Annotated in this window: 10 protein-coding genes, 1 pseudogene and 1 riboswitch; of the genes and pseudogenes, 3 read left to right on the forward strand and 8 right to left on the reverse strand. The window is 67.3% G+C overall.

Annotated features, from left to right (window positions below):
• The first annotated feature begins 78 nt into the window (after nucleotides 1–78).
• The gene (locus AGI3411_RS13065) at nucleotides 79–1,278 is read left to right on the forward strand and encodes an arabinose transporter (protein ID WP_129527798.1); all 1,200 of its coding nucleotides are present in this window, start codon (nucleotides 79–81) and stop codon (nucleotides 1,276–1,278) included.
• A 41-nt stretch (nucleotides 1,279–1,319) separates the two neighbouring features.
• On the opposite strand, the gene ribB is transcribed toward AGI3411_RS13065, so the two are convergent.
• Nucleotides 1,320–2,039 carry a 3,4-dihydroxy-2-butanone-4-phosphate synthase gene (ribB, locus tag AGI3411_RS13070; RefSeq protein ID WP_129527799.1) on the reverse strand — a complete coding sequence of 240 codons (720 nt, stop codon included), beginning with the start codon at nucleotides 2,037–2,039 and terminating at the stop codon, nucleotides 1,320–1,322.
• A 113-nt stretch (nucleotides 2,040–2,152) separates the two neighbouring features.
• A riboswitch (FMN riboswitch) is annotated at nucleotides 2,153–2,307 on the reverse strand.
• Nucleotides 2,308–2,420: 113 nt separating this feature from the next.
• Complete coding sequence (locus AGI3411_RS13075) at nucleotides 2,421–2,939, reverse strand: SET domain-containing protein (protein ID WP_129527800.1); 519 nt, start codon at nucleotides 2,937–2,939, stop codon at nucleotides 2,421–2,423.
• Between the two features lie 107 nt (nucleotides 2,940–3,046).
• Here AGI3411_RS13075 and AGI3411_RS13080 point away from each other — a divergent pair, with 107 nt between their 5' ends.
• Nucleotides 3,047–3,967, forward strand: coding sequence for a bestrophin family protein (locus AGI3411_RS13080; protein WP_129527801.1), 921 nt, complete (start codon nucleotides 3,047–3,049; stop codon nucleotides 3,965–3,967).
• Between the two features lie 7 nt (nucleotides 3,968–3,974).
• Here the strand turns inward: AGI3411_RS13080 and AGI3411_RS13085 are convergent, their stop codons facing one another.
• On the reverse strand, nucleotides 3,975–4,445 hold the full coding sequence (locus tag AGI3411_RS13085) for an Lrp/AsnC family transcriptional regulator (RefSeq protein ID WP_129527802.1): 471 nt from the start codon (nucleotides 4,443–4,445) through the stop codon (nucleotides 3,975–3,977).
• 93 nt (nucleotides 4,446–4,538) lie between these two features.
• Between AGI3411_RS13085 and ilvB the strand changes: the two genes are divergently transcribed.
• A complete protein-coding gene (gene ilvB, locus AGI3411_RS13090; protein ID WP_129527803.1) occupies nucleotides 4,539–6,365 on the forward strand; it encodes a biosynthetic-type acetolactate synthase large subunit in 1,827 nt (608 codons plus the stop codon).
• 194 nt (nucleotides 6,366–6,559) lie between these two features.
• Here the strand turns inward: ilvB and AGI3411_RS13095 are convergent.
• The 5 genes and pseudogenes from AGI3411_RS13095 to AGI3411_RS13115 all read right to left on the reverse strand — a co-directional run bounded on the left by AGI3411_RS13095 (nucleotide 6,560) and on the right by AGI3411_RS13115 (nucleotide 12,947).
• Nucleotides 6,560–7,287: pseudogene (locus AGI3411_RS13095) on the reverse strand (SDR family oxidoreductase).
• 168 nt (nucleotides 7,288–7,455) lie between these two features.
• Complete coding sequence (locus tag AGI3411_RS13100; protein ID WP_129527804.1) at nucleotides 7,456–8,313, reverse strand: ABC transporter permease; 858 nt, start codon at nucleotides 8,311–8,313, stop codon at nucleotides 7,456–7,458.
• Between the two features lie 3 nt (nucleotides 8,314–8,316).
• Nucleotides 8,317–9,087 (reverse strand): ABC transporter ATP-binding protein, encoded by a 771-nt coding sequence (locus tag AGI3411_RS13105; protein ID WP_129527805.1) that lies wholly within the window; start codon nucleotides 9,085–9,087, stop codon nucleotides 8,317–8,319.
• Nucleotides 9,087–10,145 (reverse strand): ABC transporter substrate-binding protein, encoded by a 1,059-nt coding sequence (locus tag AGI3411_RS13110; protein WP_129527806.1) that lies wholly within the window; start codon nucleotides 10,143–10,145, stop codon nucleotides 9,087–9,089. Before AGI3411_RS13110 ends, AGI3411_RS13105 begins: the two co-directional genes overlap by 1 nt.
• Before the next feature lie 174 nt (nucleotides 10,146–10,319).
• Nucleotides 10,320–12,947, reverse strand: a complete 2,628-nt coding sequence (locus tag AGI3411_RS13115; protein WP_129527807.1) for a DNA topoisomerase III — start codon at nucleotides 12,945–12,947, stop codon at nucleotides 10,320–10,322.
• Nucleotides 12,948–12,955: the final 8 nt, after the last annotated feature.

A 12,955-nucleotide genomic window follows, 5' to 3' on the forward strand; every position in this document is an offset into this window, starting at 1 on the left:
CCCCGCATGGGCGGATTATGCCATCGACGGTTTCCGTGCGATGGCGGCGGGACGCAATCACCTGTCCAAGGAATATCCATGTCGAATCTATCTGCGGCCGGGGCCATGCCCTCGGCCCACGGACCCGCGCGTTCCGTTTTCGCGCAAATCCTGCCGCTGGCGTTGGCGGTGTTCGTCGGCTTTTTCATGGTCGGCCTGCCCATGCCGGTGCTGCCTCTATACGTGGACGGCACGCTCGCCATGGGCGCGCTGGTCGTCGGCGTCGTGGCGGGCCTGCAGTTCGCCGCCGCGCTGCTGTCGCGCGCCTATGCGGGGTCCCTGGCCGATCGTCGCGGCGCCAAGCGCGCGGTAGTGGGCGGCTTCGCGCTGGGCTCGATCGCGGGGCAGTTCTATCTGCTGGCCGACGATCTGTCGGCCAGGCCGCAGGCGGCCCTGGCTGCCTTGCTTGCCGGGCGCGCACTGATGGGCTGCGCGGAAAGCCTCATCGTCACCGGCGCCTTGAGCTGGGGCGTGGGGCGCGTGGGGCCGCAGAACGCGGGCCGGGTGATGGCCTGGGTGGGCGTGGCGATCTACGCCGCCTACGCGCTGGGCGCGCCGGCCGGCATGCGGCTCTACGGCGCCGCCGGCTTCGCGGGCATCGCCTGGGCCACGGCCCTGATTCCGCTGGCGGCCCTGGCGCTGGTTTTGCCGCTGCGCGGGGTGCGCGCAGCGGGCGGCGCGCGCACGCCCTTTTATCGGGTGCTGGGACTGGTGCTCCTGCCCGGCGCGGGCCTGGCCCTGGCCAGCGTCGGCTTCGGCGTGATCACCGCGTTCGTGAGCCTGTTGTTCTCGCAGCGGGGCTGGAACGGCGCCGCTTGGATGTTCACCGCATTCGGCGCGGGTTTCATCCTGGCCCGGGTGTTCTTTGCCGGACTGCCGGATAAGCTGGGCGGCGCGCGCGTGGCGCTGGTCTGCGTGCTGATAGAAGCGGCGGGACAGTGGCTGATCTGGACCGGCTCCACGCCGGCCTGGGCCTATGCCGGGGCGCTACTGACGGGCGCGGGCTATTCGCTGGCGTTTCCGGCCTTCGGCGTGGAGGCGGTGCGCCGCGTGCCTGCGGCAAGCCGCGGCATGGCCATGGGCGCGTATGTGGCTTTCCTGGACATCGCCCTGGGGCTGAGTAGCCCGGCGGCCGGCTGGCTGGCCGGGGCGCAGGGCTACGGCGCGGTGTATGCGATGGGCGGCGCGTGCGCGCTGGCGGCGATGGTCGTGGCCGTGGCGCTCAAGGGGCGGCGCTGAGAAGCAGGGCGGCGCCGGAGCCGGCGCCGCCTTCGCAAGCATCAGGCCGTTGCAGCCATTTCCAGGATTTCATCGTCGATGGCTTCCGCCTGGCCGTCCTTCAACTGTTGCAGGTGGTCGGCCAGTTCGGCGATGGTCAGCGCCACCAGCCCGTGCAGGGCGGCATAGCGCTCCAGCGCCGCGCCGCGCATCATCGTGCCGTCGGCATTCATCAGTTCGCACAGCACGCCGGCCGGACGCAAGCCGGCCAGCACCGCCAGGTCCACGGAGCCTTCCGTGTGGCCGCGGCGGGTCAGCACGCCGCCCGGCTGGGCGCGCAGCGGGAACACGTGGCCCGGGCTGACGATGTCTTCGCTTTGCGCGGCCGGGGAAATGGCGGCGCGGATGGTGGTGACGCGGTCCACCGCCGATACGCCGGTGCTGACGCCTTCGCGCGCCTCGATGGAAACCGTGAAGGCGGTGGCGTAGCGGCTCTGGTTGCGCTGGACCATGGGCGGCAGGCCGAGGCGGTCCAGGGTTTCGCCGGGCAGGCAGAGGCAGACGATGCCGCTGCCGTCGCGGATCAGCTGGGCCATGACGGGCACGGTCAGCTTGTCGGCCGCGACGATCAGGTCGGCCTCGTTCTCGCGGTCGAAGTCGTCCATGAGAATGACCGGCCGGCCCAGGCGCAGATGATGCAGGGCGCGCTGCAGGCGGGCGGCGAAGGGCTGCGAAGCCAGGCTGGGGATGGGGGACTGCTGGGTAAGGGTAACGTTGGACATTGGAAACGCTCTCGCAAGTTGAAAGGGGCGAAAAACGTTCCAGGGCTGCTCGACAGCCGAACGCAATACCGTCGTCCGGACGCGGGCGCGCCAGGACAGGCGGAATTGTGCCGGCACATCTTCTCTCATCCGGACTATGACCGTCGGCTCTGGCATTTCACCAGATCTGCTGACCCCAGTGTCCGTGATGGACGCCGGGCGCTCGCGGGCTCGCCACATTGCATGGCATACCGCCGGTGGGGAGTTTCACCCCGCCCTGAAGACGTACTGCATGTCGTGTTAACGACCGGGTGATTGTACGCCTGTCCGGGGCGGGGCGCGGAATACGCGCGTCGCGGCCGGGGTCTTGGCCGTTCCTGGGGACGGATCCCCGCCCCGCGTTCAGGACGCGGCGTCGGCGGTTTCCGGCTTGGCGGCCTTCTGCTTTTTCTTGGGCAGCGCCAGCATCGTGCCGCGGCACGGCGGCGTGCCGCAAAGGCAGCGGTAGCCTTCCTTGAGCTTCTTGGTGATGCGGCCGTCGAGCACCAGGCCGTAGTCGTAGAACAGCTCGGTGCCGCGCGGGATATCCTGCAGCGCGACGATGTAGACGCGCTTGCCGTGCTTGCCTTCCTGGGCCTCGCAATTGGGCTCGCAGGAATGGTTGATCCAGCGCGCGTCGTTGCCTTCGTCGCCGCCGTCGATCACGCGGCCGGAGCTGAGGGCGAAGAAGAAAGTATGGAAGGGATCGTCCGGATTGGTCGGATGGCGGCGGTCTGCTTCCTTGGCGCTGATGCGCGTGCCGCCGTATTCAATGATGCGCGTACCGGCCGGGATCTTGCGTGTGGCGAAGACGCCATTGCCGTGCAGCTTGGAGCGGCGGACGACGTGCCAGGGCTTGATCGGGGTTGCTTCGGTGGTCATTGGGCGGCGGCGGTGGCGGTGAGACGAAACAGAATTATATCGGCGGCTTCTTTACAGGACGACGGGCGTATAGTGTGCGCCGCCCTGTTTCCGATCGAATACGCATCATGATCGTCCGTCCGCGTCCTTCCGCGCTGGCCCTGTTCTTTGTTCTGCGCGGTTCCATCATCCCCCGCATCCTGAGCCGCATCCTCGTCATCACGCTGCTGTCCTGTCTGGTGGTAGGGATGTACCACCGGCAATGGTTTTCGCCCGCCCATCTGTCGGCGGTGCCTTTCTCGCTGTTCGGCCTGGCCCTGTCTGTGTTCATGGGCTTTCGCAACAACGTCTGCTACGACCGCTGGTGGGAAGCCCGCAAGCAATGGGGCGAACTGATCGTGCAGGCGCGCAGCCTGGCGCGCGAGAGCGCGGTGCTGCTGGCCGCTAGCACGGCCAATCCGCTGCAGGAGCGCATCGTGCGGCGCTGCATCGGCTTTGCCTACGCGCTGGCCGCAAGGCTGCGCGAAGAGGACATGGCCGCCGCGGCGCGGCCCTGGGTGCAGCAGGACGAGGCCGAGACGCTGGCCGGATGCCGGAACGTGCCGGACGCCCTGCTCATGGCCATCAACCGCGACCTGGCCGCCTGCCTGCGGCGCGATGAGCTGAGCGACATCCTGTACGAAGGGCTGACCCGGCGCGTGGCCGCCTGCGCCGCCATCCAGGCGGCTTGCGAGCGGATCAAGTTCACGCCGTCGCCGTTCGCCTATTCGCTGCTGCTGCACCGGACGGCGTGGCTGTTCTGCCTGCTGCTGCCGTTCGGGCTGGTCGGGGCGCTGGAATACCTGATGCCGGTGGCGGTCACTATCGTGGCCTATACCTTCTTCGGCCTGGATGCCGTGGGCGACGAGCTGGAAGACCCGTTCGGCACGGACGAGAACGATCTGCCGCTGTCGGCCCTGGCCCGGGTGATCGAGATCGACCTGCTGGAAGGCCTGGGCGTGCGGCCGTTGCCCGAGCCCGCCCGGCCGGTGGATTTCGTGCTGCGCTGACGCGCCATCAATCCGACGGGCCGGTCAGCGGCAGCTGGGTTTCCTTCAGCCGGCGCAGCACGAAGCACGATTTGCTGTGCCGGATTCCCGGAATCCGGTAGAGCTGCTCGCGCAGCAGGCGTTCGTAGTCCCGGGTGTCGCGCACGGCGATGCGGATGTAATAGTCATAGTCGCCCGAGACCAGGAAGGCCTCCAGGACCTCGGGAATCTGCGCCAGCGCCCGGCCGAACTCGTACAGGGTTTCCTCGCTGTGGCTCTCCAGCGTCACGTGGACGATCACCGTATCCATGAAGCCCAGGCTGGCCGGGTCGATGTCCACGGTGTAGCCGCGGATCACCCCGGCGCTCTCCATGCGTTTGATGCGGTTCCAGCACGGCGTGGACGACAGCCCCACGGCCGCGCCGATGTCGTTCAGGCTGGCGCGCGCGTTCTCTTGCAGCACCTTCAGAATGGCGAGATCAAACTTGTCCAGGTTCATTTTCTTCGATTCCTCAAAATCAAAGATAAATTTACTGCGTCTGGCGGTTATCAGTAGAAAAGAAGATAAATATTCTTCCGATCTACGAATAAGATAGATAGCATGAACGATCGCCTGCACCCCACCGCCGCCGCCGCGCTTGCCGCCTCTGATCGCCCCGTCGAAAACGGGGCGAAAATTCTGCTCGATACGCTGATCGCCTACGGGGTGGATACGGTTTTCGGGTACCCCGGGGGCGCGGTGCTGCCCCTCTACGACGCCCTTTACGCCGAGCCGCGCCTGCGCCACGTGCTGGTGCGCCACGAGCAGGCGGCCGTGCACGCCGCCGAGGGCTACGCCCGCAGCACGGGCCGCACGGGCGTGGTCTTCGTGACCTCGGGCCCTGGCATGGCCAACACCACCTCCGGACTGCTGGACGCCATGTGCGACTCGATCCCGGTGCTGTGCATCAGCGGCCAGGTCGCCACGGCGGCCATCGGTACCGACGCCTTCCAGGAGTGCGACGCCATCGGTATCTCGCGTTCGGTGACCAAGTGGAATACGCAGATCCGCGCGGTGGACGACGTGGCGGGCGTGGTGGGACGCGCGTTCGAACTGACCCGCCAGGGCCGTCCCGGCCCGGTGCTGGTGGATTTCCCGAAGGATGTGCAGCTGGCCGTGCCGCGCGACGCGGACGACGGCATCCCGGCCGCGCCCTCGCAACAGAAGCTGGCCGCGCTGCGCGCCCGGCGCCAGGCCAGCAAGCTGGCGCCCAAGCTGCCGCAGTCGGCCGTGCGCCGCGCCGCCGCGTTGATCGCGCAGGCCAAGCGGCCCATCTTCTATGGCGGCGGCGGGTTGGTGAACGCCGGCCCCGAGGCCTGCGAGGCCTTCACAGACCTGGTGCGCCATACCGGCGCGCCCTGCACCCTGACCCTGATGGGCCTGGGCGCCTTCCCGGCCTCCAACCCGCAATTCGTCGGCATGCTGGGCATGCACGGCACGGTCGAGGCCAACCTGGCCATGCACAACGCCGACCTGGTGGTCTGCATCGGCGCCCGCTTCGACGACCGCATCACGGGCAAGCTGTCGGAGTTCTGCCCGCACGCGCGCAAGATCCATATCGACATCGATCCGGCTTCGATCAACAAGGTGGTGCGGGTGGATGTGGCACTGGTGGGCGACTGCCTGCCGCTGGTCCGTGCGCTGCGCGCGGAGCTGGGCGACCAACCGCTGGACGCCGCGCGGCTGGCGCCGTGGTGGTCGCGCATCGGCGCGTGGCGGGCCGAGGACTGCCTGGGTTACACGCCAGCGGCCGACGCCATCCTGCCGCAGCACCTGATGTCGCGCCTGAACGCGGCCCTGGCCGACCGCAACGCCATCGTCTCGACCGACGTGGGCCAGCACCAGATGTGGGCGGCGCAGTATCTGCGCTTCGACGCGCCCAACCGCTGGCTGACCTCCGGCGGCGCCGGCACCATGGGCTACGGCGTGCCCGCCGCGATCGGTGCGCAGGTCGGCCATCCCGACAAGACCGTGGTCTGCGTCAGCGGCGATGCGTCGGTGCTGATGAACATCCAGGAACTGTCCACCGCCATGCAGCACCAGACGCCCGTCAAGGTCGTGCTCTGCAACAACGGCTACATGGGGATGGTGCGCCAGTGGCAGGAACTGATCCACGGCGGCCGCTACAGCCACAGCTACAACGCGTCGCTGCCCGACTTCGTGGCCTTGGCGCGCGCCTTCGGCTGGGGCGCCGCCCGCGTGGACGATCCAGCGCGGTTGGACGAAGCGCTGGCCGAATGCCTGGCGCACGACGGTCCGTATTTCCTGGATGTCGCGGTCGCGGCGCAGGAGAACTGCTTCCCCATGATGCCCGCCGGCCATGGCCACCAGAAAATGATGCTGGCCGAGGGCGTGTGGTACCAGGACGAGACGACTTGATCTGGTTCTTGGTGTCAGACACCCGGGGAGCGCCGGCTTCAGCCTGAAAGCGCATCGCGTACGGGTGTCAGACACTTACGCAATCTGCGCCTACGCAATCGGCCTCAGGCATCTCCAGTGTCTGACACCCGCACGAGACACCCTGCCGGATTGACGCCGGCGCCCCCCGGGTGTCTGACACCCCATCGCCCGATTCAAAACTGTATCGACAGCCCCCCGTCCACCACCAGTACGTGCCCGTTCACGTACGAGGCCGCGCGCGAGGCCAGGAACACGGCCGCGCCGGCGATCTCTTCCGGTTCGCCCCAGCGGCCCATCGGGTTGCGCGAGGCGATGCGCGGCCCGAACTTCGGGTCCGCGACCATGGCCGCGTTGGTTTCCGTGGCGAAGGTGCCCGGGGCAATGGCGTTGCTGGTGATGCCATGGCCGCCGGATAGACCGCGTCGCCCGAGCGGGCCAGTTCGCCGACTACCGAGGTGATAGCGATCAGGCGCCCTGCGCCCTGGCGCACCATGCGCTCGGCGGCGAATTTGGCCAGCAGCATGCCGGCTACCAGGTCCGTGTCGATCAGGTCGCGGATCTCGGCCGGCGTGGCGGCGGCCAGCGTCTTGCGGTTGCGCGCGCCCACATTGTTCACCAGGATGTCCAGCCGGCCATGTTCGGCATCGATGCGGCCGAACGCCGCTTGCAGGGCCGCGTCGTCGCTGACGTCGAAAGCCAGCGCATGCGCATCCAGGCCGTCGCGTTTCAGCGTGTCGGCCGCGGCCTGCGCGGCGGCGGCATTGCGGCCGTTGATCAGCACGCGCGCGCCGCAGCCGGCCAGTGCCCGCGCGATGCAGAAACCCAGCCCGCGCGCCGAGCCGGTCACCAGCGCGACCTGCCCGCCCAGTTCGAAATTGCGCAGATACGGCAGCGTGTTCATGTCAGTCATTCATAGCCAACAGTATTGTTTCCTTGAGCCGCAAAAGAACCCCGGTGGCTGCCTGGCAGCAGCCCCGCCCCGACCGGGCCGGGCCGCGCGGAGCCGGCTCCGCGCGGCCCGCGGCGGCGTCCCCTTGAGGGGGAAGCGCGCAGCGCTTCGGGGGTGAACCTACCCTTCGCGGAATTCCGGCGCCCAATGCAGCAGCCGGCGTTCCAGCCAGGTCACACAATAGACCAGCGCGATGCCCACGACCGACAGCAGTGTCACCGCCGCGAACATATCGGTGGCGTTCAGGGTCGCCAGCGCCGTGATCATCAGGTAGCCCATTCCCGTCGTGGAGCCGACGAATTCGGCCAGCACCACGCCGATCAGCGCGAAGCTGATGGCGTTGGGCAGCGCCGCGAAGGTCCACGCTGCGGCGGTCGGAATCCGCACCCGCCACAGGATCTGGCGGGGGGAGCCGCCCAGCGTGCGGCAGAAATCCACGAGCTCGCGCTCCACGCTGCGGCCGCCCTTGTAGGTATTGAAGAACACCAGGAAGAACACCACGAACCACGACGTTACCACCTTGGAGGCCAGCCCCAGGCCGAAGAACATGGTGATGAGCGGCACGAAGGCGATGCGCGGCATCGAGTTGAACGCCACGATGAAGGGGTTGAATACGTCGGCCAGGAAGCGGCTGCGGCTGAGCGTCATGCCCACGATGAAGCCGCTGCCCACGCCGACCACCAGCCCGACCATCGTCGCCTGCAGGGTCAGCCACAAGTGCGGCCAGACCGAGCGGGGGCCGGGCTGCAGCCATTCCCACAAGCGCACGGCCACGCGCGAGGGCTGGCTGATGAAGAAGGGGTCGAACAGCGTGTTCTGGGCGAACCACGGGATGCGCGTCAGGATTTCCCAGGAGCCCAAAATGAAGGCGAGGATCAGCACTTGCCACAGAGTGATGCGCAGCCGGCGCGCCATGCCGGCGCGCCGGTCCAGCCGCAGCTGGTCCTGCAGGGATTCGGAAGTATCGATGGGGATCATGATTCAGGCGGCGGCGCGGAACTGCTGTCCCAGCACGCTCCAGAGGCTCTGCACGTGGGTCACGAACTGCGGCGTTTCGCGCAGGGTGAAGACATCGCGTGGATGGGGGATGGCGATGCGCTCGTCGAGCAGCACGCGGCTGGGCGGCCCGGACAGCACGACCACGCGGTCGGACAGCAGGATGGCCTCGTCCAGGTCGTGCGTGACCATAACGATGGTCTGGCCCAGCTTGCGCCAGATCTCGATGAGCTCGCGGTGCAGGTGCGTCTTGGTGTGCGTGTCCAGGGCGCCGAAGGGTTCGTCCAGCAGCAGGATGCGCGGTTCCACCGCCAGGCTCATCAGCAGCGCCACGCGCCGCCGCATGCCGCCCGACAGCTGGTGCGGGAAGGCGTCGGCGAAGGCGCTGAGATGGCCCAGTTCCAGCAGCTCGGCCACGCGCCGCTCGATCTTGCCGGCGGGCACGCCCTGGAACTTCAGGCCTAGCGCCACGTTCTTGCGCACGCTGAACCAGGGCAGCAGGGTGTCCTTCTGGAAGATGTAGCCCAGCGCGGGCGGCACCTGCCCGTCCACCAGGCGTCCGTCCACGCGGATGGTGCCCGTGGTCGGGCGCAGGAAGCCCGCGATCATGTTCAACAGCGTGCTCTTGCCGCAGCCCGAAGGCCCCACGATGGAGACGAACTCGCCTTCCGGGATCGTCAGGCTGACCTCGCCTACCGCGTGGGTCGTGGCCTGGCGTGTCTGGTACGCCTTGCCGACCTTGTCCAGCGTGATCATTACAGGCCCCGGGCGCGGCGCACGAAGCTCATGTTCACGCAGCGGTCGTAGGGCACCGTCTTGATCTCTTCGTTGGAGAATTGGCGGCCGTCGCCCATGATGGCCGTCATGCGGTCATAGGCTTCCTGGGTGATGAGGTTGTCCTTCAGGAACACCGTTTCCTTGTAGACGCCCAGCGTCTTCTGGATGGCCTCGCGCGGGAAGGCGTTGAGGTAGTCGTCGTAGATGGCGTCGGTGACGGCCGCGGCGCTGTTGGCGCTGATGAAGTCCTGCGCCCGGACCAGCCCGGTGACAAAGGCCTGCACCACTTCGGGGCGCTTCTGGATGGTGTCCTGCAGGGTCAGGGCCGCGATGCCGGGCACGTCGCCGCCCATGAATTCGTTCCACGAACTTTCGGTGGTGGCGTCGAAGATCGGCACGCCCCAGCCTTCCTGGCGCGCCTGTTCCATCATGGACATGGTCGCCATGCTGGCGGACACCGAACCCGTCTTGAGCGCGCCCAGCATGGTCGCCAGGTCGCCCAGGGGGCGGATGTCGACCTTGTCGGCCACGCCGGCCTTCTGCATCAGGTACAGGGCCATGAGCCAGGTGCTGGACTGCGGCTGGGTGGCGCCCACGCGCTTGCCGGCAAGATCCTTCAAGGACTTGATCTTGCCGCTGTCGAAGTCTTCGCGGCGCACGATGATGTTGGCGTAGGTGAGCTTGCGATCGAAGCCGAACACCAGGGTGGCAGGCTTGCCGGCCAAGGTCAGGGCGGGCGCCGCGGTGGCGGCGGTGGCGCCGAATACGATCTGGCCCGCGGCCAGCAGCTGGTTGGTGCGCGGCCCGCTCTGCGAATTCAGGTATTCGACCTCGAGCCCGCCTTCGCCGAAATAGCCCTTCTTCAGCGCGACGTAGCCGGCGGCGAAAAATGGGTCGATGCTGCCCTGGCCATAGGCCACGCGCCCGAGCTTGGGCTGCGCGAACGCGACGCGGCCGTTGACCAGGCTGATGCCGGCCAGCGCGCCTGCGGCGGCCAGCACGCGGCGGCGGGTGGTGAAGTCGGGGCTGTTGCTCATGTCATCCTCGGGATTGGTCTGGTTGCAGCTGTTTGGCGTAGACAATACCCCAGCAACTGGCGTCCAACAATGGAAAACGCCCGGTTGCCCGGGCGTTGTGGAACTGCTGGCCGCTCGTGAGGTGTCTGACACCCGATGAGACGGCCTTACCGTTCGAGTCGGCGTCTCAGGGTGTCAGACACCGGCGGCTTTCTTCGGCGCCGCCTTCTTCACCGCCTTCTTGGCGGCCGTTTTCGTGGCCGTCTTGGTTGCGGTCTTCTTCACCGCGGCCTTCTTGGCCGGCGCCTTTTTGGCGGCGGTCTTGGTCGCGGTTTTTGCCGCCGTCTTGGCCGGCGCGCGGCCCGGCTTCTCAGGACGAGGCTCGAACTCGAAGCCGATCTTGCCGTCCGTCTGGCGGACGAGGAAGGCCTTGAACTTGCGGTTGGTGCGGCTGGAGACGAAGCCGTCGAGCAGGTCGGTGCGGCCGTCGGTCAGCAGTTTTTCCATCTGCTCGCGCGAGATCTCCTGCTGCAGGATGACCTTGCCCGAACGGAAATCGCAGGTCTTCTCGGGGCCGACGGACTTCTCGCAGACGTAGCTCATGCCGTGCTCGAACACGCGCGACTGGCACTTCGGACATTTGCCGACCGGCGTGTGGCCCGAGAAGTCCACGGCCTCGTTGTCGTCCTCGTCGTTCTGGCCGAAGTCGAATTCCAGCTTGAATTCGTCGCTGATGCGCAAAATGGCGGCGAACGGCCGGCCCATCTTGCTGATGAAACCTTGCAGCGGACCGATTTCGCGCTTGGCCAGCAGTTCTTCCACTTCCGGCAGCTCGAACGTGCGGCCGCCGGGGTGCTTGCCGATGGAGAAGTCGCAGGCGGTGCAGGCAAAACGGCGGTAGTTCTCCTTCACCACCGCGCCGCACTTGGGGCACGGCGTCTGCAGCGTGGCGTAGTCGCCGGGCACTGTGTCGCGCTCGTATTCCTTGGCGCGCTTAACGATCACCTGCGTCATCTGGGCGATTTCGCGCATGAACGCGGCGCGGTCCAGGCCGCCTTGCTCGATCTGCTTGAGCTTGTGCTCCCATTCGCCGGTCAGTTCGGGCGAGGTGAGTTCGGTGACATCCAGGCCCGATAGCAGCGTCATCAGCTGGCGCGCCTTGGCGGTGGGCACCAGGTCACGGCCTTCGCGGCGCAGATAGACTTCGTTGAGCAGGCCTTCGATGATGGCCGCGCGCGTGGCCGGGGTGCCCAGGCCGCGTTCGGACATGGCTTCGCGCAGTTCTTCGTCGTCCACCAGTTTGCCGGCGCCTTCCATGGCCGACAGCAGCGTGCCTTCGTTGAAGCGCGCCGGCGGCTTGGTCGACAGGCCCACGGCTTCCACGTCCTCGGTGCGCACGGTCTCGCCGTCCGCCACGGGAACCAGGTTGGCGTCCTCGCCCTGGGCTTCCTTGCCGTAGACGGTCAGCCAGCCCGGGTTGACCAGCACCTTGCCGTCGGTGCGGAAGCGGTGCCCCTGCACTTCGGTCATGCGGGTGGTGACGCGGTACTCGGCGGCGGGGAAGAACACCGCCAGGAAACGCTTGAGCACCAGGTCGTACAGCTTGCCCTCGGCCTCGCTGAGGTCGTGCGGGATCTGCAGCGTGGGGATGATGGCAAAGTGATCCGACACCTTTTTGTTGTCGAAGATGCGGCGGTTCGGCTTCACCCATTGCCGGCTGACCACCGTCTCCGCGTGGCGGGACAGGCCGCCCACCGCGTTGGAGCCGCCCGTGGCCAGCGCCCGCATGGTTTCCTGCACCGTGGCGATGTAGTCCTCGGGGAGGTAGCGTGAATCGGTACGCGGGTAGGTCAGCGCCTTGTGGCGTTCGTACAGGGTTTGGGCCAGCGCCAGCGTGGTCTTGGCCGAAAAACCGAAGCGGCCGTTGGCCTCGCGCTGCAGGGACGTCAGGTCGTACAGGGCCGGCGACATCTGGGTCGACGGCTTGGATTCCTCGGTGACGTTGCCGGGCTGGTCGCGGCAGGCGGCCACCACGCTCTGCGCGGCGGCCTGCGACCACAGGCGCGATTCGCGCTTTTCGGGGTCGCGCTCGTCTTTCTTGAAGTCGGGGTCGATCCAGCGGCCTTCATACAGGCCGGCGGCGGCCACGAACTGCGCGCGCACTTCCCAGTAGTCGCGCGGCACGAAGCGGCGGATGCGCTCTTCGCGCTCGGCCACGATGGCCAGCGTGGGGGTTTGCACCCGGCCGACCGGCGTCTTGAAGAAGCCGCCGTCCTTGCTGTTGAAGGCGGTCATGGCGCGCGTGCCGTTGATGCCCACCAGCCAGTCGGCTTCGGCGCGCGAACGGGCGGCCGCTTCCAGCGGCTTGAGCTGGACGTCGTCGCGCAGGTTGGCGAAGGCTTCGCGGATGGCGGCCTGGGTCATCGATTGCAGCCACAGGCGCTGGATCGGCTTTTTCACGCCCGCATACTGAATGATGTAGCGGAAGATCAGTTCGCCCTCGCGTCCCGCGTCACAGGCGTTGATGATGGCGTCCACGTCCTTGCGCTTGGCGAGGCGGACCAGCAGCTTCAGGCGTTCCGCGGATTTTTTGTCGGTGGGGCCCAGTTCGAATTCAGGCGGAATCACGGGCAGGTGCGTGAAGCTCCATTTCCCCTTGACCGGATCGTTGGGCGCGACCAAGCTGAGCAAATGACCAATGCTCGATGCAAGGACGTAACGTTCGCTTTCAAAATAGTCGCCCTCGCGCGCGAAGCCTCCCAAGGCGCGTGATATATCAAGGGCCACCGAGGGCTTCTCGGCAATAATCAGCGTTTTATTCATGTGTATCC

The sequence above is a fragment of the Achromobacter agilis genome, from assembly GCF_900496965.1.
Lineage (GTDB): Bacteria > Pseudomonadota > Gammaproteobacteria > Burkholderiales > Burkholderiaceae_B > Achromobacter > Achromobacter agilis.